The following is a 22,577-nucleotide window of genomic DNA, read 5'->3' as shown; positions in this document are numbered from 1 at the left end:
CAGCAAGGACCCTTCCATGCCCATCACGCCCCAAGAAGCATTGCAGCGCACGATCGAGCACCGTGAAATTTTCCACGATGAGATGCTCAAAATCATGCGCATGATCATGAATGGCGAGCTCTCGCCGGTCATGACGGCGGCCTTGATCACGGGCTTGCGTGTGAAGAAGGAGACCATTGGCGAGATCACCGCCGCGGCGCAGGTGATGCGCGAGTTTTCCACCAAAGTGAAGGTGGCCAACCCTTCCCATCTGGTGGACATCGTGGGCACGGGCGGTGACGGTGCGCACACTTTCAACATCTCGACCTGCGCCATGTTTGTGGCCGCAGCCGCGGGGGCCAAAACAGCCAAGCACGGCGGGCGCAGCGTCAGCAGCAAATCGGGCAGTGCCGATGTGGTCGAGGCTTTGGGGGCCAACCTGAACCTCACACCAGAGCAGATCGCCCGCTCCATCGAAGAGGTAGGCATCGGGTTCATGTTCGCACCCAACCACCACCCTGCGATGAAGAACGTGGCACCGGTGCGCAAAGAGCTGGGCATCCGCACCATCTTCAACATCCTAGGGCCATTGACCAATCCGGCTGGCGCGCCGAACATTTTGATGGGCGTTTTCCACTCCGATCTGGTGGGCATTCAGGTGCGTGCTTTGCAGCGCTTGGGCGCCGAGCATGCGGTGGTGGTTTACGGCCGAGACGGCATGGACGAAATCAGTCTGGGGGCTTCCACCTTGGTGGGTGAGCTCAAGAATGGCCAGATCACCGAGTATGAAATCCATCCGGAAGACTTCGGTTTGCCGATGGCCAGCAACCGGGCACTCCGGGTCGAAACGCCAGAGCAGTCGCTGGCGGTGTTGCGGGGTGTGCTCGACAACCAGCCGGGTGCTGCGCGAGACATCGTGACCCTCAATGCCGGTGCGGCTTTGTATGCGGCCAATGTGGCGGCCAGCATTGCCGAAGGCGTGGAGCGCGCCCGCGTAGCCATTGAGTCCGGTGCTGCCAAAGCCAAGTTGGCGCAATTTGTTGCCTTCAGCCAGGCCTCTGCCTGATGTGGCGAGAAGAGGGTGCCTGGATCGCCTTGGGCGTTTCGGCTTTGTTTGTGGTGGCGGGTGTGGTGATGCACCACGTCTTCGTTCGAATTTTGAAAACCGGCGCGGATGCGTCTGATCGGAAAAACCAGCATGAGTGACATCCTCAACAAAATCGTCGCGGTCAAACGTGAAGAGGTCGCCGCCGCTTTGGCCAAAAAGTCCTTGGACGCCATGCGCGCCGATGCCGAAAGCCGCGTGCTGACCCGTGATTTCGAGGGCGCGATGCGCGCCAAGATCGCCGCAGGCCAGGCGGCAGTGATTGCTGAGGTCAAAAAAGCCAGCCCCTCCAAAGGCGTGTTGCGTGCCGACTTCATCCCGGCCGACATCGCGCAAAGCTATGCCGAGCATGGCGCAGCCTGTTTGTCGGTCTTGACCGACAAACAGTTCTTCCAGGGCAGCGTGGACTACCTCAAGCAAGCCCGCGCCAGCTGCGATTTGCCGGTGTTGCGCAAGGACTTCATGATCGACGCGTACCAGGTCTACGAGGCCCGGGCCATGGGTGCAGACGCCATCTTGCTGATCGCAGCCTGTTTGGACGATGCCCAAATGGCCGATCTGGAAGCGATGGCGCGCAGCCTGGACATGGCGGTGCTGGTGGAGGTGCACGACCGCGCCGAGCTGGACCGGGCCTTGAAGCTCAAGACCCGACTGGTGGGCATCAACAACCGCAACTTGCGAACTTTTGAAGTGACGTTGCAAACCACGCTCGACATGTTGCCCGATGTGCCGGTGGACCGCCTGTTGATCACGGAAAGTGGCATTTTGAATGCGGCTGACGTGAAGCGCATGCGCGATGCCAATGTCCATGCCTTCTTGGTGGGCGAGGCCTTCATGCGCGCCGCCGAGCCAGGCGAGGCGCTGGCCAAGTTGTTTGCCTGAATCTGTGTCGCAGCAAGGTCTGCTGTTTGACGCGTCACCTGTTGCCAGGCGCTTGAACTGTTGGCCTCCGGACCTGACGGGGCTGGACCCTGCATGGGCAGCCTTGGTTCAAGATTTTTTGGCTTCGGCCGCAGGGCAAAGCTTGTCGGCTCGCTTGCGCGAAAGATTGACCTCGGGTGCTGTGGTGTACCCCCCGGAGCCATTGAGGGCTTTGACCTTGACGCCGCTCAGTCAGGTGCGTGTGGTGATTCTGGGTCAAGATCCCTACCACGGGCCTGGTCAAGCCGAAGGCCTGTCTTTTTCTGTGCCCGATGGCGTTCGTGTCCCACCCAGTTTGCGCAACATCTTCAAAGAACTGCAACACAGCCTAGGCTTGCCGGTGCCTGCGCAAGGCTCCTTGGTGCGCTGGGCCCGGCAAGGTGTCTTGCTGCTCAATGCGTGTTTGACGGTGGAGCAGGGGCAGGCGGCTAGCCACGCGGGCTGGGGTTGGGAGGTTTTGACCGATTCGCTGATCCGGGCGGTGGCGCAAAGTGCGCAACCCGTAGTGTTCATGCTGTGGGGCACGCATGCCCAGGCCAAAAGAAGCTTGATCGATGCGGTCAGTGGCGATGCGCGTCACTTGGTTTTACAGTCGAACCATCCCTCACCCTTGTCGGCCATGCGGCCCCCAGTGCCCTTCCTGGGCTGTCGTCATTTCGCGCTGGCCAATGATTTTTTGATGCAGAGTGATCCCAAAACGATCAATTGGTAAAAACTTTTTCCCATGACTTGCGACATTTGCGGAAAAGCTGGCATAATTTGAGGCTCGCTCCGGAGGGGTGCCCGAGTGGCTAAAGGGGGCAGACTGTAAATCTGTTGGCTTACGCCTACACTGGTTCGAATCCAGTCTCCTCCACCAGCGAACTGACTTGAGTCAGGTGATTTTGAGCATTTGGAAAAGGTTTCCAAGCATTGGCGTTGCATCCACTCGTGCTGCGCAATCAGTGCGGGAGTAGTTCAATGGTAGAACCTTAGCCTTCCAAGCTAATGACACGGGTTCGATTCCCGTTTCCCGCTCCAGTCATCCGACAAATGTCTTGAAGATTTTTTGCCCTTGTGGCTCAGTGGTAGAGCACTCCCTTGGTAAGGGAGAGGTCGCGGGTCCGATTCCCGCCAAGGGCACCAGTTCCGGGCGCGCAGCTTAAGGTTGCGCGCCCTCTGTCTTGAGTTTGACCACAATTTTTTTCGGAGTCGAGAAATGGCAAAAGAGAAATTCGAACGGACCAAACCGCACGTCAACGTCGGCACCATTGGTCACGTTGACCACGGCAAAACGACACTGACTGCTGCCATCACCACTGTGTTGGCTACCAAATTCGGTGGTTCGGCCAAAGCGTACGACCAGATCGACGCTGCACCCGAAGAAAAAGCCCGTGGTATCACGATCAACACCGCCCACGTGGAGTACGAGACGGCTAACCGCCACTACGCTCACGTGGACTGCCCAGGCCACGCTGACTATGTGAAAAACATGATCACGGGTGCTGCCCAGATGGACGGCGCGATTTTGGTGTGTTCAGCTGCTGACGGCCCAATGCCTCAGACCCGCGAGCACATCTTGTTGGCTCGCCAGGTTGGCGTGCCTTACATCATCGTGTTCCTGAACAAGTGCGACATGGTTGACGACGCTGAGTTGTTGGAACTGGTCGAGATGGAAGTTCGCGAACTCCTGTCCAAGTACGACTTCCCAGGCGACGACACACCGATCATCCAAGGTTCAGCCAAGCTGGCCCTGGAAGGCGACAAGGGTCCTTTGGGCGAAGAAGCCATCATGAAGCTGGCTGACGCGCTGGACACTTACATCCCTACACCTGAGCGTGCAGTGGACGGTGCATTCTTGATGCCCGTGGAAGACGTGTTCTCGATCTCCGGTCGCGGCACTGTGGTGACTGGCCGTATCGAGCGCGGCATCGTCAAAGTCGGCGAAGAAATCGAAATCGTGGGTATCAAAGACACGGTCAAGACCACTTGCACAGGCGTTGAGATGTTCCGCAAGCTGCTGGACCAAGGTCAAGCCGGTGACAACGTCGGCATCTTGCTGCGCGGCACCAAGCGCGAAGACGTCGAGCGCGGCCAAGTGCTGTGCAAGCCAGGCTCGATCAAGCCACACACCCACTTCACGGGCGAGATCTATGTCTTGTCCAAAGACGAAGGTGGCCGTCACACGCCATTCTTCAACAACTACCGTCCCCAGTTCTACTTCCGTACGACTGACGTGACGGGCGCGATCGAATTGCCAGAAGGCAAAGAGATGGTGATGCCTGGTGACAACGTGTCGATCACTGTGAAGTTGATCAACCCCATCGCGATGGAAGAGGGCTTGCGCTTTGCCATCCGCGAAGGCGGCCGTACCGTCGGTGCTGGCGTTGTTGCCAAGATCATTGCTTAAGAGGTTTTAGTAGGGGTATAGCTCAATTGGCAGAGCGTCGGTCTCCAAAACCGAAGGTTGTAGGTTCGATTCCTACTGCCCCTGCCACCTGAAAAGGTGGATTTTCAAGCCCGCTAGTCTCTAGCGGGCTTCCTTGTCTGATAAGTGCCTTGATTTTCAGGGTGCAAAAAAGGTCCCCAAGCCGTATGGCAACGTCTGAAGTACAAACTGTGAGCGCCTCTGGCGAGAAGATGCGCTTGGCGCTGTCTGGCGCATTGGTCATTGCTGCCTTGGCGGCCTACTCTTTGTTAAGTCAACAAGGAAGTCTTGTTCAGTGGGCAGGACTGTTGGTGGGCTTGGTGGCGGCTGTGGCTGTATTCTTCACTTCCGAAGCTGGTCGCCAGTTGCTCGCGTTCGGTCGTGATGCTGTACGCGAAGTCAAGAAAGTGGTTTGGCCAGAACGCAAGGAAGCCATGCAAATCACGGCTTACGTGTTCGGCTTTGTGGTGGTGATGGCGGTCTTTTTGTGGCTCACCGACAAAACTCTGGAATGGGTTTTTTACGATCTGATTCTCGGGTGGAAAAAATAATGAACGATGCTGTAGTCAACGCGCCATTGGCTGGTTCCTCGATCAATCCTGATCTGAAATGGTATGTGGTTCATGCTTATTCAGGTATGGAGAAGGCCGTGGAGCGCAACATCGTTGAGCGCATCACGCGCTCCGGCATGGAGTCCAAGTTTGGCCGAATTCTTGTGCCTACCGAAGAGGTCGTGGAAGTCAAGAACGGACAAAAGCGCACCACCGAGCGCAAATTTTTCCCTGGCTATGTGCTGGTGGAAATGGTGATGGACGACGACACTTGGCATTTGGTCAAGCATACCAACAAGGTCACGGGTTTTGTAGGGGGGGCCAAGAACCGCCCGGCACCCATCTCTGAAGCTGACGTTGCGAAAATCGTGAATCAGATGCAAGAAGGCACGGACAAGCCACGCCACAAAGTGGAGTTTGAGGTGGGTGAATACATCCGCGTCAAGGAAGGCCCGTTCACTGATTTCAATGGCACGGTGGAAGAAGTCAACTACGAGCGCAACAAGATGCGTGTGTCAGTGACGATTTTTGGTCGTGCCACACCCGTCGAGCTGGAGTTCAGCCAAGTCGAAAAGACCTGACAGGTCTTCACGTTTTCTGTCTGGCGCTTCCCGACTCGGCACCAGACATTGCAAGTGAGTCGTTAACCCCGGGGAGCTCGAGAGAGCGTTATCACCCGCAAGGAGAAAAGCATGGCGAAAAAAATCGTCGGCTTCATCAAGCTGCAAGTTCCAGCTGGTAAAGCCAATCCATCACCACCTATTGGCCCAGCTTTGGGTCAACGTGGTTTGAATATCATGGAATTCTGCAAGGCGTTCAACGCCCAGACCCAAGGCGTCGAGCCAGGTCTGCCATTGCCAGTGGTGATCACTGCGTTTGCAGACAAATCTTTCACTTTCATCATCAAGACGCCTCCTGCAGCGACCTTGATCAAGAAGTCCATCAAGATCGACAAGGCTTCGACCAAGCCAGGTTTGGAAAGAGTGGGCAAGATCACCCGCGCTCAGCTGGAAGAAATTGCCAAGGCCAAGATGAAAGATCTGACCGCTGCCGATCTCGACGCCGCCGTTCGCACCATCGCTGGTACTGCCCGTTCCATGGGCGTGAATGTGGAGGGCGTGTAAATGTCCAAATTGACTAAAAAACAAAAAGCTTTGGTTGGCAAAGTGGACAGCAACAAGCTGTACGCATTCGCTGACGCACTGGCCATTGTCAAAGACGCTGCGACCGCCAAATTCGATGAGTCCATCGACGTGGCTGTGCAACTCGGTATCGATGCCAAGAAATCCGACCAAGTGGTCCGTGGTGCTGTTGTCCTGCCGAATGGCACGGGCAAAACAGCTCGCGTGGCTGTGTTCGCACAGGGTGCCAAGGCTGAAGAAGCGCTTGCCGCTGGTGCTGACGTGGTCGGCATGGACGATCTGGCTGCACGCGTGAAAGCGGGTGACATGCCTTTCGACGTGGTCATTGCTGCCCCTGACGCCATGCGCGTTGTGGGTACTTTGGGTCAGATCTTGGGCCCACGCGGCCTGATGCCTAACCCCAAAGTTGGAACCGTCACACCGGACGTCGCTACCGCTGTGCGCAACGCCAAAGCTGGTCAAGTCCAGTTCCGTGTTGACAAAGCCGGTATCGTGCACGGCACCATTGGACGTCGCTCGTTTGATTCCGACAAGCTGCAAGGCAACTTGGCCGCATTGATTGAAGCCTTGGTGAAAGCCAAACCAGCCACCAGCAAGGGTGTTTACCTGCGCAAAATCGCGGTGTCTTCGACCATGGGTGTGGGCGTTCGCGTCGACACACAATCCATCGCAGCTTGATTGCGGTAAGAATTTGAGCAGGCTGCAAAGTCCTGCTCAATGTGGTGGGCTGCTGACCTTCCAAAGGGACAGCAGGCCATCCAAGACCGTTGGTGCACACATGGGTGTGCTTAATCAACAAACCGAAAGATCACTCTGGAAGTTTGGGCCAACGCAGATGGCGATCCCGCTGCAGATGGATAAATATCCAAAACAGTTGGTCGCTGCAAATAGGCGTGTTTCAGGGGCAACCCGAAGAACACATAAAAAGGAGTAGACCTTGAGTCTGAATCGCAGTGAGAAAGAAGCGGTCATTACCGAAGTGACCGACCTCGCCGCTAAAGCTCAAACGCTTGTGATGGCGGAATACCGTGGTATCACGGTCGCTGACATGACCAACCTGCGCGTCAAAGCTCGCAGTCTCGGCGTTTCGCTGACGGTGTTGAAAAACACCTTGGCTCGCCGTGCTGTGACAGGTACGCAGTTTGAAGTTGTCGCCGACCAGATGACCGGTCCGCTGATCTACGGCTTCTCTGAAGATGCAGTTGCTGCCGCGAAAGTGGTGGCTGACTTCGCGAAAACCAACGACAAGTTGGTCATTCGCGCAGGCGCATTTGCAGGCAAAGTCTTGGACGTGAACGGCGTTAAGCAATTGGCAAGCATCCCTTCGAAAGAAGTGCTGTTGGCCCAGTTGTGTGGCTTGTTGATGTCGCCTATGTCTCGCACCGCCGTGGTGTTGGGTGCTTTGGCGGCCAAAAAAGGCGAAGGCGAAGCTGTTGCCGCTTAAGGCCAGCGTTCGTGTTTTAACCAATTGTTAGGAAATAAAAATGGCATTCGATAAAGACGCATTTTTGACCGCGCTGGACAGCATGACGGTCATGGAACTCAACGAGTTGGTGAAAGCCATCGAAGAGAAATTTGGCGTGAGCGCAGCTGCTATGGCCGCTCCTGCTGCTGCTGGTGGCGGTGCTGCTGCTGCTGCAGAAGAGAAGACTGAATTCAACGTGATGTTGTTGGAAGCCGGCGCAAACAAAGTGTCCGTGATTAAAGCGGTGCGTGAAATCACCGGTCTGGGCTTGAAAGAAGCCAAAGATCTGGTGGACGGCGCTCCTAAAGCGGTCAAAGAAGCTTTGCCTAAGGCAGACGCTGAAGCCGCCAAGAAGAAGCTGGAAGAAGCTGGCGCCAAGGCCGAGCTCAAGTAATTCGGCATCGTTCCAAGGCTGGAGTGCCCGCAAGGGCCTCCAGCCTTTGGTTCTTGAAGAGCACACCGAAAAACACCTCTGTAGGAGTTGTTTTTCAGTGTTTTCTGACCCGACTGCAGAAAACCCTTGGTTCGGGTTGCGTGCAATGCGCAATCGTCCGCCAACGCTGGTAGAGGCCAGCCGCCAAGCCCGTTGAGAGTGCCAAAAGCGCTCTTGGCACCCAGTCCTGAAAGATCAAGCCCGGAGATCTCATGTCCTATTCCTATACCGAACGCAAGCGAATTCGCAAAAGTTTCGGCAGCCGCGAGAGCGTGCTCGAAGTTCCTTACCTGCTGCAAATGCAAAAAGACGCTTACACGTCTTTCCTGCAAGCCGGTGCCATTCCGTCCAAACGCACACACGAAGGTCTGCAAGCCGCGTTTGAATCTGCTTTCCCAATCGTCTCGCACAACGGCTTTGTGGAGATGAAATTTGTCGAGTACAACCTGGCCAAGCCAGCGTTTGACGTGCGTGAGTGCCAGACCCGTGGTCTGACCTTCTCGTCCGCTGTGCGCGCGCGCGTTCAGCTCATCATTTACGACCGTGAGTCTTCGACTTCTCAGTCCAAAGTGGTCAAGGAAGTCAAAGAGCAAGAGGTTTACATGGGCGAAGTGCCTTTGATGACCGACAAAGGCTCCTTCATCATCAACGGTACAGAGCGCGTGATCGTGTCTCAGCTGCACCGCTCTCCTGGCGTGTTCTTCGAACACGACAAGGGCAAGACCCACAGCTCTGGCAAGTTGCTGTTCTCGGCACGCATCATCCCTTACCGTGGTTCCTGGTTGGATTTTGAATTCGATCCGAAAGACATCCTGTATTTCCGCGTTGACCGCCGTCGCAAGATGCCCGTATCGATCCTGCTCAAGGCCATCGGTCTGAACCCAGAGTCGATCCTCGCGAACTTCTTCGTCAACGATAATTTCCGCCTGATGGACAGTGGCGCGCAAATGGAATTTGTGGCCGAGCGTCTGCGCGGCGAAGTTGCGCGTTTTGACATCACCGACAAGTCCGGCAAAGTCGTGGTGGCCAAAGACAAGCGCATTACTGTGCGCCACACCCGTGAGCTCGAGCAATCGGGCACCACGCACATCAGCGTGCCAGAAGATTTCCTGATCGGCCGCGTGATCGCCAAGGCGATTGTGGATGGCGACACCGGCGAGATCATCGCCAAAGCCAACGAAGAAGTCACAGAAGCATTGCTCAAGAAGCTGCGCACCTCTGGCATCCAGGACGTCCCGTGCATTTACACGAACGAACTGGACCAAGGCGCGTACATCTCGCAAACCCTGCGCATCGACGAAACCGTCGACGAATTCGCAGCACGCGTGGCCATCTACCGCATGATGCGCCCTGGCGAGCCGCCAACCGAAGACGCCGTGCAAGCCCTGTTCCAGCGCTTGTTCTACAACCCCGACACTTACGATCTGTCGCGCGTGGGCCGCATGAAGTTCAACGCGCGCGTGGGCCGTGGCGAGTCCACAGGCCCCATGGTGTTGACCAACGAAGACATCCTGGCTGTGGTCAAGATCCTGGTGGATCTGCGCAACGGCAACGGCGAAGTCGATGACATCGACCACTTGGGCAACCGCCGCGTGCGTTGCGTCGGCGAATTGGCCGAAAACCAATACCGCACAGGTCTGGCCCGTATCGAAAAAGCCGTGAAAGAGCGTCTGGGCCAAGCCGAGCAAGAGCCTTTGATGCCGCACGACCTGATCAACTCCAAGCCGATTTCTGCGGCATTGAAAGAGTTCTTCGGCGCATCGCAGCTGTCGCAGTTCATGGACCAGACCAACCCGCTGGCCGAGATCACCCACAAGCGCCGTGTTTCGGCCCTTGGCCCAGGTGGTTTGACCCGCGAACGTGCAGGCTTTGAAGTGCGTGACGTGCACGTGACCCACTACGGTCGCGTTTGCCCTATTGAGACGCCTGAAGGTCCAAACATTGGTTTGATCAACTCGCTGGCTTTGTACGCCCGCTTGAACGAGTACGGTTTCATTGAAACCCCATACCGTCAAGTGATCGACGGCAAAGTCACGATGAACATCGACTACCTGTCGGCCATTGAAGAAGGCAAGTACGTCATTGCCCAGGCCAACGCGGCTTTGGACAAAGACGGCAAGCTGACGGGCGACTTGGTGTCTGCCCGTGAAAAAGGCGAATCCATCCTGTGCGGTGCCGAGCGCATTCAGTACATGGACGTGTCGCCTGCGCAGATCGTTTCCGTGGCCGCATCCCTGGTGCCGTTCCTCGAGCACGACGATGCGAACCGCGCTTTGATGGGTGCGAACATGTCGCGTCAAGCCGTGCCTGTGCTGCGCCCTGAAAAGCCCATGGTCGGTACCGGCATCGAGCGCGTTGCTGCGGTCGACTCCGGCACCGTGGTCACCGCCACCCGCGGTGGCGTGGTGGACTATGTCGACGCAACCCGAATTGTGATCCGCGTGAACGACGCTGAGGCCTTGGCCGGTGAAGTGGGTGTGGACATCTACAACCTGATCAAGTACCAGCGTTCCAACCAAAACACCAACATCCACCAGCGTCCCATCGTCAAGCGTGGCGACAAGCTGGCCAAGGGTGACGTGATCGCCGACGGCGCATCGACCGACCTGGGCGAAATCGCCATCGGTCAGAACATGCTGATCGCCTTCATGCCTTGGAACGGGTACAACTTCGAAGACTCGATTTTGATCTCTGAGCGTGTGGTGTCGGAAGACCGCTACACCTCGATTCACATCGAAGAACTCGTCGTCATGGCCCGTGACACCAAGTTGGGTGCCGAAGAAATTTCGCGCGACATCCCCAACCTGTCCGAGCAACAACTGGGCCGTCTGGACGACTCCGGCATCATCTACGTGGGTGCAGAAGTGCAGCCAGGCGATGTGCTGGTCGGCAAGGTCACCCCCAAGGGCGAGACCACCCTGACACCTGAAGAGAAGCTGCTGCGCGCCATTTTCGGCGAGAAGGCTTCCGATGTGAAAGACACCTCGCTGCGCGTGGACCAAGGCTCGCAAGGCACCGTGATCGACGTGCAGGTCTTCACCCGTGAAGGCATCGTGCGTGACAAGCGTGCCCAGCAGATCATCGACGACGAACTCAAGCGTTTCCGCTTGGATCTGAACGACCAGCTGCGCATCGTGGAAGCCGACGCGTTTGACCGCATCGAGAAACTGCTGATCGGCCGCGTGGCCAACGGCGGCCCTCAGAAGCTGGCCAAGGGCACCCAGCTGGACAAGGCGTACCTTGAGTCCGTGGACAAGTTCCACTGGTTCGACATCCGCCCTGCAGAAGACGAAGTGGCCAGCCAACTCGAGTCCATCAAGAACTCGCTGGAGCAAACCCGCCACAGCTTCGACTTGTCTTTCGAAGAAAAGCGCAAGAAGCTCACCCAAGGCGACGAGTTGCCAGCAGGCGTGCTCAAGATGGTCAAGGTCTACCTCGCCGTCAAGCGCCGCTTGCAGCCTGGTGACAAGATGGCCGGTCGTCACGGCAACAAGGGGGTGGTCTCCAAGATCGTGCCCGTTGAAGACATGCCTTACATGGCCGACGGTACCCCTGCCGACATCGTGTTGAACCCCTTGGGCGTTCCTTCACGCATGAACGTGGGTCAGGTGCTCGAGGTTCACTTGGGCTGGGCTGGCAAAGGCATCGGTCATCGCATTGGCAACATGCTGCAGGCTGAAACCCAGCGCATGGAAAAAGTGGCTGAGCTGCGCAAACTGTTCGACCAGCTGTACAACAGCTTGGGCCGCAAGGAAGACCTGTCTCAACTGACCGACGACGAAGTGTTGGCCATGGCCGAGAACCTCAAAGAAGGTTTCCCATTCGCATCGCCCGTGTTCGACGGTGCTGCCGAAGAAGAAATCCGCGCCATGCTGCACTTGGCTTACCCGGACGATCTGGCAAAGGCCAAGGGCCTGACCGCCACACGCACACAAGCCAACTTGTTCGACGGCCGCACGGGCGATGCCTTTGACCGTCCCACAACGATCGGCTACATGCACTACTTGAAGCTGCACCACTTGGTGGACGACAAGATGCACGCCCGTTCGACCGGTCCTTACAGCTTGGTCACGCAGCAGCCGCTGGGTGGTAAGGCGCAGTTCGGTGGTCAGCGTTTCGGTGAGATGGAAGTCTGGGCGCTGGAAGCCTATGGCGCCTCTTACGTTCTGCAAGAGATGCTCACCGTGAAGTCCGACGACGTGCAAGGCCGTACCAAGGTGTACGAAAGCATCGTCAAGGGCGAACACTCCATCGAAGCGGGCATGCCCGAGTCGTTCAACGTGCTGGTCAAGGAAATCCGTTCGCTGGGCCTTGACATCGAGCTCGAGCGTTCTTAATTCACAGGCAAAGGATTTAAACCATGAAATCACTACTCGACCTGTTCAAGCAGTTCACGCCCGATGACCACTTCGATGCGATCCGCATCGGCTTGGCATCGCCCGAGAAGATCCGTTCGTGGTCTTTCGGTGAAGTGAAAAAGCCGGAAACCATCAACTACCGCACCTTCAAGCCCGAGCGCGATGGTCTGTTTTGCGCCAAGATCTTTGGCCCCATCAAAGACTACGAATGCTTGTGCGGCAAGTACAAGCGCCTCAAGCACCGCGGCGTGATCTGCGAAAAGTGTGGCGTTGAAGTCACACAAACCAAAGTGCGTCGCGAGCGCATGGGCCACATCGACCTGGCCGCGCCTTGCGCCCACATCTGGTTCCTCAAATCGCTGCCATCGCGTTTGGGCCTGGTGCTCGACATGACACTGCGTGACATCGAACGCGTGCTGTACTTTGAAGCGTATGTGGTGACCGATCCCGGCATGACCCCGTTGAAGAAATTCGGCATCATGACGGAAGACGACTACGATGCCAAAGTCAAAGAATACGGCGACGAATTCGTGGCCAAGATGGGCGCTGAAGGCATCAAGGAATTGTTGCAAAGCATCGACATCGAAAGCGAAATCGAGCGCCTGCGCGGTGACTTGACCGGTTCTGAACTCAAGGTCAAGAAGAACTCCAAGCGCCTCAAAGTGCTGGAAGCCTTCAAGAAGTCGGGCATCAAGCCCGAGTGGATGGTGCTCGAAGTCCTGCCCGTGTTGCCACCGGACCTGCGTCCTTTGGTGCCACTGGACGGTGGCCGTTTCGCGACCTCTGACTTGAACGATCTGTACCGTCGCGTCATCAACCGCAACAGCCGTCTGCGCCGTTTGCTGGAACTGAAGGCACCCGAAATCATCGCCCGCAACGAAAAGCGCATGTTGCAAGAAGCCGTGGACAGCTTGCTGGACAACGGCCGTCGCGGCAAAGCCATGACCGGTGCCAACAAGCGTGCCCTGAAGTCTTTGGCCGACATGATCAAAGGCAAGTCGGGTCGTTTCCGTCAGAACTTGTTGGGCAAGCGCGTCGACTACTCGGGTCGTTCCGTGATCACCGTGGGCCCAACCCTCAAGCTGCACCAGTGTGGTTTGCCCAAGTTGATGGCCATCGAGCTGTTCAAGCCCTTCATCTTTGCCCGCCTCGAATCGATGGGCATTGCGACCACCATCAAGGCGGCCAAGAAGGAAGTCGAAGCCGGTACACCCGTGGTTTGGGACATCCTGGAAGAAGTCATCAAAGAGCACCCTGTGATGCTCAACCGTGCGCCTACGCTTCACCGCTTGGGCATCCAGGCCTTTGAGCCCCTGCTGATCGAAGGCAAGGCCATTCAGTTGCACCCTCTCGTTTGTGCGGCTTTCAACGCCGACTTCGACGGTGACCAGATGGCCGTGCACATTCCGCTGTCGGTGGAAGCTCAGATGGAAGCCCGCACCTTGATGCTGGCTTCGAACAACATCTTGTTCCCTGCGTCTGGCGAACCTTCGATCGTGCCTTCGCAAGACGTGGTGCTGGGTCTGTACTACGCCACCCGTGACCGCATCAACGCCAAGGGCGAAGGCCTGATCTTCGCCGACATTGGTGAAGTGCAACGCGCCCTGGACGCGGATGCTGTCGAATTGGCGGCCAAGATCAACGTGCGCATGACCGAGTGGACCAAAGACAAAACAACCGGCGAGTTCAGCTCGTCCGTGTCGATGGTCGAAACCACTGTCGGCCGTGCGCTGTTGTCGGAAATTTTGCCCAAAGGCTTGCCTTTCTCGAACCTGAACAAGGCTTTGAAGAAGAAAGAGATCTCCAAGCTGATCAACACGTCTTTCCGTAAGTGCGGTCTGAAAGAGACCGTGGTGTTCGCCGACAAGCTGCTGCAAAACGGTTTCCGTTTGGCTACACGCGCTGGTATCTCGATCGGTATCGATGACATGTTGGTGCCGCCCGAGAAACCCGCCATCATTGAAGCCGCCGAAAAAGAAGTCAAAGACATCGAGCAGCAATACGTCTCCGGTCTGGTGACTGCTGGCGAGCGCTACAACAAGGTGGTGGACATCTGGGGCAAAGCCGGTGACGTCGTCTCCAAGGTGATGATGGACCAATTGCGCAAAGAGCGCACCATTGACCGCCATGGCAACGAAGTCGATCAGGAATCGTTCAACTCCATCTACATGATGGCCGACTCCGGTGCCCGCGGTTCTGCAGCGCAGATTCGCCAGTTGGCCGGCATGCGTGGTCTGATGGCCAAGCCTGACGGCTCGATCATTGAGACCCCCATCACGGCGAACTTCCGTGAAGGTCTGAACGTGTTGCAGTACTTCATCTCAACCCACGGTGCACGTAAAGGTCTGGCCGACACGGCTTTGAAGACCGCCAACTCGGGTTACCTGACACGTCGTCTGGTGGATGTGACCCAAGACTTGGTCGTGACCGAGCTCGATTGCGGCACCTCCGACGGCTCGCTCATGCGCGCCATCGTTGAAGGCGGTGAAGTGATCGAATCGCTGCGTGACCGCATTTTGGGTCGCACCGCAGCCGAAGATGTGCTGCACCCTGAGAACCGCTCGGTTCTGGCCGCCGCCGGTGCCATGCTCGACGAAGACCTGATCGACGAACTCGAAGCTGCAGGTGTGGACGAAGTCAAAGTGCGCACGGCGCTGACTTGCGCCACACGCTTTGGTTTGTGTGCCATGTGCTACGGGCGCGATTTGGGCCGCGGTGGTTTGGTCAACAACGGCGAAGCCGTCGGTGTGATCGCTGCCCAGTCCATTGGTGAACCGGGTACCCAGCTGACCATGCGGACTTTCCACATCGGTGGTGCCGCTTCGCGTGCTGCTGTGGCATCCAGCGTGGAAGCCAAGTCCAACGGCATCATCGGCTTCAATGCCACGATGCGTTATGTGACCAACAGCAAAGGCGAGTTGGTGGTGATTGCCCGTTCAGGCGAGATCGTCATCCATGACGAGCATGGCCGTGAGCGTGAGCGTCACAAAGTGCCCTATGGCGCGATCTTGTCCATCAAGGCCGACCAGACCATCAAGGCTGGTGCGATCTTGGCAAACTGGGATCCATTGACCCGACCTATCATCACGGAGTTCGCCGGTCAGGTGAAATTTGAGAATGTCGAAGAAGGTCTGACAGTCGCCAAACAAGTCGACGAGGTGACCGGTCTGTCCACCCTGGTGGTCATCGATCCTAAGCGCCGTGGTGCAGCCAAGATTATTCGCCCACAGGTTAAGTTGATTGATGCAGCGGGCAAAGAAGTCAAGATCCCTGGCACCGATCATTCGGTGACGATCGGCTTCCAGATCGGCTCGCTGATCCAGGTGCGCGACGGCATGGATGTGGGACCAGGCGAAGTGCTGGCCCGTATCCCTGTTGAAGGTCAAAAGACCCGGGACATCACCGGCGGTTTGCCCCGTGTGGCCGAACTGTTCGAAGCGCGCTCGCCCAAAGACAAGGGCATGCTGGCTGAGATCACCGGTACCGTGTCCTTCGGTAAAGAGACCAAAGGCAAGGTCCGTCTGCAGATCACCGACCCTGAAGGCAAGATCTGGGATGAACTGATCCCCAAAGAGAAGAACATCCTGGTGCACGAGGGCCAAGTGGTCAACAAGGGCGAAAGCATTGTGGACGGCCCAGCCGACCCACAAGACATCTTGCGCTTGCTGGGCATCGAAGAGCTGGCCCGCTACATCGTTGACGAAGTGCAGGACGTTTACCGCTTGCAAGGCGTGAAGATCAACGACAAGCACATCGAAGTGATTGTTCGTCAGATGCTGCGCCGCGTGGTCGTTGAAAACTCCGGTGACTCCAACTACATTGCAGGCGAACAAGTGGAGCGTTCCGAAATGCTCAACACCAACGACGCTTTGCAAGGCGAAGGCAAGTTACCTGCAACCTTCAGCAACTTGTTGCTGGGTATCACAAAGGCATCCCTGTCGACCGACTCGTTCATCTCGGCCGCTTCCTTCCAGGAAACGACCCGTGTCTTGACCGAAGCGGCCATCATGGGCAAGCGCGACGAGCTTCGTGGCCTGAAGGAAAACGTGATCGTCGGTCGCCTGATTCCTGCCGGTACCGGTCTGGCTTACCACCAGGCGCGCAAGGTGAAAGACGCGATGGACGACGCCGAGCGCCGCGCCATTGCAGATGCTGAAGCCGCCGATCTGGCGGGTGAATCTTCATCTGAAGATGCACCAGCAGACGCGGGCGAAGCCGCCTAAAAGCGACAGGTCGCCGGCTTTCCGGTGATCTCGACCAGCCCCTGTACCGCTTGCGGTCAGGGGCTGTTTTGTTCAAGACATTCCCAAGAGGTGAACCCATGGTGGTATTGATCTTTGGCTTGCTGGCTGCGTTGATCTTGTTTTGGTCTGTCGGCGCGCACAACCGTTTGGTGCGCTTGCGCAGCGAAGTCATTCGCCAATGGAGCAGTGTGGATGCCGTGTGGCTGCGCTTGCTGGTCCGCTTGCAAGGCGGCATCGCTGCACGCCAGTCGATGGCCACCGAAGAAGACATCTTGTCGTTGCAAACACTTCAAACCCTGTGCGATGACTTGTTGGAAGCTTTGACGCAAGTCCGATTGCAACCCCTTGAAGTCGAAAGCCAAAAGATGGTTGTGCAAAAGCACCAGCAGCTCGTAGCCGAGGTCCGTCGCGTGCTGCATACCGCCTCAGACGCTGTCAAGCCCGATCTGGACATCGCTTTGAGCCGCATGCGACAAACCTTGCCCGCATCGGTCATTCCTTACCACGTGGCGGTGGCCGCCTACAACGAAGCCTTAGAAATGCGCCCAGCCGCATGGCTGGCCAGGCGGCTGAAATTCCTGCCCGCCTTGCGCATGGATTTGAGCGTGGCTTCCAGCTGAACGATTGATGAAATCCATTGCCCATACCCAGACGATACAGCCTGGACAATCAGCACCTTTGTGGCGCTTGCTGCAAGCCACCGCTGGTGCTGTGCAAGCCACGCGCCAAGGTCAATCGCTGACCGCGCAACTCGAGCGTGTGCCGCAAGCGTTGCGACCTGGCGTGCAAGCGCTGAGCTTTCAGGTCATGCGCCAATTGGGGCGCGCCACCGCGTTGCGTGAACAATTGGCGGCCAAGGCGCCCCCCCCGGCGGCCGATGCATTGCTCTGCACGGCATTGGCTTTGTGCTGGAATGAGGCCGACGCGCCTTATCCCATCCACACCCTGGTCAATCAGGTGGTGGAGGCTGCGCGGCAGCAGCGCCAGACCCAGGCGCAGAGCGGCTTCATCAACGCCTGCTTGCGCCGCTTCATGCGTGAGCGCGAAGCCTTGGTCTTGGCGACCGACCAGAATCCCGTGGCGCAATGGAACCATCCGCGTTGGTGGGTCGAGCGCTTGCAGGCCGACCACCCCGATCACTGGCAATCGCTGCTGCGCATGGCGCAGCAGCCCGCCCCCATGACGCTGAGGGTGAACCGTCAGCACCACACCGTAGCCGCCTACCAAGCACAATTGCAGGCCATGGGGCTGATCGCCAAGCCGGTGGGTCAGGATGGTTTGCAGCTCAGCCAGGCTGTGCCGGTGCACCAGTTGCCCGGTTTTGCCCAAGGCCATGTGTCGGTGCAAGATGCCGCAGCGCAGGTGTCGGCCCGTTTGCTCATGCAAGGACTGGACACACAAAAGCCTTGGCGCATTTTGGACGCCTGCGCCGCACCCGGTGGCAAAACTGGCCACCTGCTGGAGTTGTGCCCGCAGGCCCAGGTGCTGGCGCTGGATGTTGATGTGCAGCGCTGTGAGCGCATCCACCAGAACCTGGACCGACTGGGGCTGAAAGCGCAGGTCAAGGCCGCCGATGCAGGCCAGCCCGGCACCTGGTGGGACGGGCAAGCTTTTGACGCCATCTTGCTCGATGCGCCATGCACCGCTTCGGGCATTGTGCGACGCCATCCGGATGTGCGCTGGCTGCGTCGACCGACAGACAGTGCGCAGTTGGCCAAGATTCAGGCGCAATTGCTCGAAGCCCTGTGGCCCTTGTTGGCCGAGGACGGCAAACTTCTGTATTGCACCTGCTCGGTCTTCAAGGCCGAGGGCGATGAAACGGTTCAGGCGTTTCTTCGACGCAACACCGATGCGGCTTTACACCCCTCGCCGGGCCATTTGATCCCCGGTCAGACACCCAAAGGCCTTCCTGTCGAGGACAATCAGCTGGGTGAACATGACGGGTTTTATTACGCACTGCTGGAAAAGCGCCGGGTTTGACCTGCGGCGCAACTGCCGATGGCTGTTGTGGGCCTGGCTGATGGCGTGCGCCCCGGTCTGGGCGCAAACTTCATCGGCCGACATGACTGAGTTCAAGGTCGAGCGCCAAGATGGCAGCCTGCTGCTCAACGCCCAGTTGAAGCTGGAGTTGGGCCCTGCTGTAGAAGACGCCTTGATCAAAGGCTTGGCGGTTCATTTCGTGGCCGAGGCCGAAGTCATGCGTGACCGCTGGTACTGGTATGACAAAAAGCTGGGCACAGCCGCACGCTACTACCGCTTGGCATTTCAGCCTTTGACGCGCCGCTGGCGTCTGAATGTGTCAAGCGAACCCATTGCCCATTCGGGGGTGACCAGCAGCCTGTCTCAAAATTTTGAGAGTTTGCAAGAGGCCATTGATGTGGTGCGCAGGCAGACCAGCTGGAAGTTGGCCGACATGTCGGACATCGACCCTGACGCCCGGCAGCACGTGGCTTACCGTTTCAGGCTGGATGTGTCTCAGCTGCCTAGGCCTTTTCAGATCGCAGCAGGCAACCAGGCCGATTGGCGGCTCGAGATTGCCCGCAGTTTGCGCTTGAGCGCCGACATGGTCCGCTGACATGTCCATGTTCTCCGCCCAAAGTCTCAAGTCTTCGTTGCTGGACAAACGCACCAGTCGGTGGCTTTGGGGGCTGGGGGTGTTGAGCCTTGCGGCCATTGGTTTGGGTTTGCTGGTGTTGCTGACCCAGGCCACCGGCAACCGCGAACGATACAACGAAAATTACGAGTGGCTGGTGCTGGTCAATGGGGTGGTCGCCAGTGGGCTCTTGATCACCATTTTGTGGGGCGCGGTGCGCCTCATTTTGCGTTTGCGGCGCGGGCAGTTTGGCTCACGCTTGTTGCTCAAACTGGCCGCTATTTTTGGTTTGGTCGGAGTGGTACCCGGCGTGCTGATTTACGTCGTGTCGTACCAGTTTGTATCGCGCTCGATCGAAAGTTGGTTCGACGTCAAAGTTGAGTCGGCCTTGATGGCGGGCCTCAACCTTGGGCGTGCAACGCTGGACACCCTGAGCAGTGACTTGCTCAAGCAGTCGCGGGCAGCCGCTTCGCAGTTGTCTGAGGTCAGCGATGCCAGTGCGGGGCTGGCACTTGAAAAAATCAGAGAACAGCTGGGCGTCAGCGATGCGGTGTTGTGGTCCAGCAGCGGGCGCATGCTGGCTGGGGCAGGGCAGTCCCGATTCCAGATTCGCCCCGAGCGCCCTGCGGCCGTGCAATTCAAGGAAGCGCGACAAAAAGGCAGCCTGGCTTGGGTGGAAGGCTTTGACGAAACGATTCCGGGTGGTGATAAAGGCCGCATCAAGGTGCTTGTGATGTTGCCTGCCGCCGGCATCGCGCTGGACGAAGACCAGCGTGTGCTGTTGTTGACACAGGACTTGCCGCCAACACTCGTCAACAACGCGCTGGATGTGCAATCGGCCAACCGGGAATACCAAGAGCGCGCCCTGGCCCGAGATGGCTTGCGTCGCATGTACATCGGCACCTTGACGCTCAGCCTGTTCATGGCGGTCTTGGGGGCGATTTTGCTGGCCTTCTTTTTGGGCAACCAACTGGCCAGGCCTTTGCTGTTGCTGGCCCGCGGCATGCAACAGGTGGCGGCTGGTGACCTCACGCCCAAGCTGGCCTTGCAAGGCAAAGACGAGTTGGGCGGCTTGACCCGCTCGTTTGCCGACATGACTCAGCAACTGTCAGATGCCCGTTCTACGGTCGAGCGCAGTTTGCGTCAGCTCGATGCCGCGCGGGGCAATCTGCAGACCATCCTGGACAACCTGACCGCTGGGGTCATGGTGCTCGACTCGCAAGGCGTCATCCAGTCGGCCAACCCAGGGGCCACGCGCATCTTGCGGGTACCTGTGGCTGCGCACGAGGGCTTGCCTTTGCTGTCTTTGCCCACCTTGCAGAAATTCGCGCAAGGCGTGGCCGAGCAGTTTGCCTTGCTGCGCTCGGACAAAGAGGCGCACGAGCTGGACCATTGGCAAAAATCATTCGAGATTCACGCCACGGGACAGGGCCTGAGCGAAACTGCGGTGACCTTGTTGGCGCGTGGCGCGGTCTTGCCCGACGGCATGCGCTTGCTGGTGTTCGACGACATCTCCGAAATCGTGTCGGCCGAGCGTGCCCAGGCCTGGGGCGAGGTGGCGCGTCGCTTGGCCCACGAAATCAAGAACCCTTTGACGCCGATCCAGCTGTCTGCCGAGCGCTTGGAGCGCAAGCTGATCGGCAAGCTCGATGCACAAGACGATGCGGTACTGACCAAGTCGGTGAAAACCATCGTGGACCAAGTCGATGCCATGAAGCGCTTGGTCAACGAGTTCCGCGATTACGCCCGCTTGCCGACGGCTGAATTGAAGCCGGTTCAACTGAACACCCTGATCTCAGACCTGATGGTGCTGTATGCACACGAACCCAGCGACCAAGTGCACCGCGCCACCGTGGTCACCGAGCTGGACCCGAGCTGCCCCCCCATCGCCGGTGATGCGCAGCAACTGCGGCAAGTGATCCACAACCTGCTGCAAAACGCACAGGACGCGTGCGATGCGCGCCCCGCCGCGCAGGCCGAAAGCCGTGTGCGTGTGCGCACGGAATGGAATGCAGCACGGTTACGCGTGCGGATGACCGTGACCGACAGCGGTTTCGGCTTTGAGCCCAACATCTTGCAGCGGGCCTTTGAGCCCTATGTCACCACCAAGACCAAAGGCACCGGTTTGGGGCTGGCGGTGGTCAAGAAAATTGTCGATGAACACAAAGCCAAAATCGAATTGACCAACGTCGTGCAAGACGGCCAAATCAAAGGGGCCCAAGTCTCGTTATCATTCGCAGTGGACAGCAAAACAGGAGGGCCGATTTCGCCCTCTGCATGAACTGAGACAAGACTGGCAATATGGCAAATATTTTGGTGGTGGATGACGAGCTGGGCATACGCGACCTGCTCTCGGAAATCCTCTTTGATGAGGGGCACCAGGTGGAGCTGGCCGAGAATGCAGCACAAGCCCGTGCAGCACGTCAAAACATGCGACCTGATCTGGTGCTGCTGGACATCTGGATGCCCGACACCGATGGTGTGAGCTTGCTCAAGGAGTGGGCTTCCACAGGCTTACTGACCATGCCCGTGATCATGATGAGCGGTCACGCCACGATCGACACCGCCGTTGATGCCGTCAAGATCGGCGCACAAGCGTTCTTGGAAAAGCCCATCACGCTGCAAAAACTGCTCAAGGCGGTGGAGCAAGGACTGGCCCGTGAGCCCGCCAAAATGCTTGTGCCCAGTGCGCCCGGGCCTCAAGCGGCTTTGTCGATGCCTGCTGTGGTTCATGAAGAGGCCCCAACGCCCGAGGTGGCACCAAGCTTTGACCTGGATCGACCCTTGCGTGAAGCACGCGATGCCTTTGAAAAAGCCTATTTCGAGTTTCACCTGACCCATGAGGGCGGCTCCATGACCAAAGTGGCTGAAAAAACAGGCCTAGAGCGCACCCACCTGTACCGCAAACTCAAACAACTGGGCGTGGATTTGTCGCGCAGCAAACGCATCGCATGATGCATTGTTTGTTAGCCCTTTCGAAATGCAGTTTTTCCTCTGCTATAATTTCCGCTTACCGGCCCGGTAGCTCAGTTGGTAGAGCAGCGGATTGAAAATCCGCGTGTCGATGGTTCGATTCCGTCCCAGGCCACCAATATGAAGGCCCAACTGTTCTCAGTTGGGCCTTTTCTTTTGGGTTAATGGCGCGATTCTAGGGCTTCCGGCCCATTCTGCGAGTGCCACAAGTCTGCGCGCATGTCGCACAAATGCTGCGTTCGACTCTCTATTGGCCCCACTTTCTCAAAAAACCATGGCGAAACAAGCGCGAGAAGCACGCGCAAAACGTCAAGCAGATCAATGATTTGTGCGCGTGTCGAATCAGCGAAGTTTTGCTTATGTTTCTGTACTACCCATATTGAGTGAGCTCGTCCCATGAGCTACT

General features: G+C 57.8%; 18 protein-coding genes and 5 tRNA genes. All 23 read left to right on the top strand.

What is annotated here, in order from left to right:
* Positions 1–16: 16 nt before the first annotated feature.
* The 23 genes from trpD (at position 17) to B9Z52_RS03505 (ending at position 22,289) form a co-directional block, all read left to right on the top strand.
* Positions 17–1,045, top strand: coding sequence for an anthranilate phosphoribosyltransferase (trpD, locus tag B9Z52_RS03610; RefSeq protein WP_108412497.1), 1,029 nt, complete (start codon positions 17–19; stop codon positions 1,043–1,045).
* A complete protein-coding gene (locus B9Z52_RS17960) occupies positions 1,045–1,185 on the top strand; it encodes a hypothetical protein (RefSeq protein ID WP_199222026.1) in 141 nt (46 codons plus the stop codon). Before trpD ends, B9Z52_RS17960 begins: the two co-directional genes overlap by 1 nt.
* Positions 1,178–1,966, top strand: coding sequence for an indole-3-glycerol phosphate synthase TrpC (gene trpC / locus B9Z52_RS03605; RefSeq protein WP_108412695.1), 789 nt, complete (start codon positions 1,178–1,180; stop codon positions 1,964–1,966). Before B9Z52_RS17960 ends, trpC begins: the two co-directional genes overlap by 8 nt.
* A gap of 52 nt (positions 1,967–2,018) precedes the next feature.
* On the top strand, positions 2,019–2,717 hold the full coding sequence (locus tag B9Z52_RS03600; RefSeq protein WP_233251802.1) for a uracil-DNA glycosylase: 699 nt from the start codon (positions 2,019–2,021) through the stop codon (positions 2,715–2,717).
* A 61-nt stretch (positions 2,718–2,778) separates the two neighbouring features.
* Positions 2,779–2,864 (top strand) — tRNA-Tyr (locus B9Z52_RS03595).
* Positions 2,865–2,951: 87 nt separating this feature from the next.
* A tRNA-Gly gene (locus B9Z52_RS03590) sits at positions 2,952–3,025 on the top strand.
* Between the two features lie 30 nt (positions 3,026–3,055).
* Positions 3,056–3,130: transfer RNA gene (locus B9Z52_RS03585), tRNA-Thr, on the top strand.
* Positions 3,131–3,203: 73 nt separating this feature from the next.
* Positions 3,204–4,394, top strand: coding sequence for an elongation factor Tu (tuf, locus tag B9Z52_RS03580; RefSeq protein ID WP_108412496.1), 1,191 nt, complete (start codon positions 3,204–3,206; stop codon positions 4,392–4,394).
* 11 nt (positions 4,395–4,405) lie between these two features.
* Positions 4,406–4,481, top strand: a tRNA-Trp gene (locus tag B9Z52_RS03575).
* A 98-nt stretch (positions 4,482–4,579) separates the two neighbouring features.
* Entirely contained in the window at positions 4,580–4,963 is a 384-nt protein-coding gene (secE, locus tag B9Z52_RS03570; RefSeq protein WP_108412495.1) for a preprotein translocase subunit SecE, read from the top strand.
* Complete coding sequence (gene nusG / locus B9Z52_RS03565; protein WP_108412494.1) at positions 4,963–5,544, top strand: transcription termination/antitermination protein NusG; 582 nt, start codon at positions 4,963–4,965, stop codon at positions 5,542–5,544. Before secE ends, nusG begins: the two co-directional genes overlap by 1 nt.
* 111 nt (positions 5,545–5,655) lie before the next feature.
* Positions 5,656–6,087, top strand: coding sequence for a 50S ribosomal protein L11 (rplK, locus tag B9Z52_RS03560; RefSeq protein WP_108412493.1), 432 nt, complete (start codon positions 5,656–5,658; stop codon positions 6,085–6,087).
* Positions 6,088–6,783 carry a 50S ribosomal protein L1 gene (gene rplA / locus B9Z52_RS03555; RefSeq protein WP_108412492.1) on the top strand — a complete coding sequence of 232 codons (696 nt, stop codon included), beginning with the start codon at positions 6,088–6,090 and terminating at the stop codon, positions 6,781–6,783.
* A 259-nt stretch (positions 6,784–7,042) separates the two neighbouring features.
* Positions 7,043–7,549, top strand: coding sequence for a 50S ribosomal protein L10 (gene rplJ, locus B9Z52_RS03550; RefSeq protein WP_108412491.1), 507 nt, complete (start codon positions 7,043–7,045; stop codon positions 7,547–7,549).
* 40 nt (positions 7,550–7,589) lie between these two features.
* Positions 7,590–7,964 carry a 50S ribosomal protein L7/L12 gene (gene rplL / locus B9Z52_RS03545; protein ID WP_108412490.1) on the top strand — a complete coding sequence of 125 codons (375 nt, stop codon included), beginning with the start codon at positions 7,590–7,592 and terminating at the stop codon, positions 7,962–7,964.
* Between the two features lie 251 nt (positions 7,965–8,215).
* Positions 8,216–12,340: a DNA-directed RNA polymerase subunit beta gene (gene rpoB / locus B9Z52_RS03540; RefSeq protein WP_108412489.1), complete on the top strand. Its 4,125-nt coding sequence runs from the start codon at positions 8,216–8,218 to the stop codon at positions 12,338–12,340.
* Positions 12,341–12,363: 23 nt separating this feature from the next.
* Positions 12,364–16,584 (top strand): DNA-directed RNA polymerase subunit beta', encoded by a 4,221-nt coding sequence (gene rpoC, locus B9Z52_RS03535; RefSeq protein WP_108412488.1) that lies wholly within the window; start codon positions 12,364–12,366, stop codon positions 16,582–16,584.
* A 98-nt stretch (positions 16,585–16,682) separates the two neighbouring features.
* Entirely contained in the window at positions 16,683–17,225 is a 543-nt protein-coding gene (locus tag B9Z52_RS03530) for a hypothetical protein (protein ID WP_108412487.1), read from the top strand.
* Positions 17,226–17,232: 7 nt separating this feature from the next.
* Positions 17,233–18,585 (top strand): 16S rRNA (cytosine(967)-C(5))-methyltransferase RsmB, encoded by a 1,353-nt coding sequence (gene rsmB, locus B9Z52_RS03525; protein WP_108412486.1) that lies wholly within the window; start codon positions 17,233–17,235, stop codon positions 18,583–18,585.
* On the top strand, positions 18,542–19,180 hold the full coding sequence (locus B9Z52_RS03520; RefSeq protein ID WP_108412485.1) for a DUF4390 domain-containing protein: 639 nt from the start codon (positions 18,542–18,544) through the stop codon (positions 19,178–19,180). Before rsmB ends, B9Z52_RS03520 begins: the two co-directional genes overlap by 44 nt.
* A gap of 7 nt (positions 19,181–19,187) precedes the next feature.
* The gene (locus B9Z52_RS03515; RefSeq protein WP_233251801.1) at positions 19,188–21,479 is read left to right on the top strand and encodes an ATP-binding protein; all 2,292 of its coding nucleotides are present in this window, start codon (positions 19,188–19,190) and stop codon (positions 21,477–21,479) included.
* 20 nt (positions 21,480–21,499) lie between these two features.
* Entirely contained in the window at positions 21,500–22,153 is a 654-nt protein-coding gene (locus B9Z52_RS03510; RefSeq protein WP_108412483.1) for a response regulator, read from the top strand.
* Between the two features lie 60 nt (positions 22,154–22,213).
* A tRNA-Phe gene (locus B9Z52_RS03505) sits at positions 22,214–22,289 on the top strand.
* Positions 22,290–22,577: the final 288 nt, after the last annotated feature.

The sequence above is a fragment of the Limnohabitans sp. Jir72 genome (assembly GCF_003063575.1).
GTDB lineage: Bacteria > Pseudomonadota > Gammaproteobacteria > Burkholderiales > Burkholderiaceae_C > Limnohabitans_A.
Note: the sequence above shows the minus strand (reverse complement) of the source record. Positions and strands in the feature narration are given on the sequence as shown.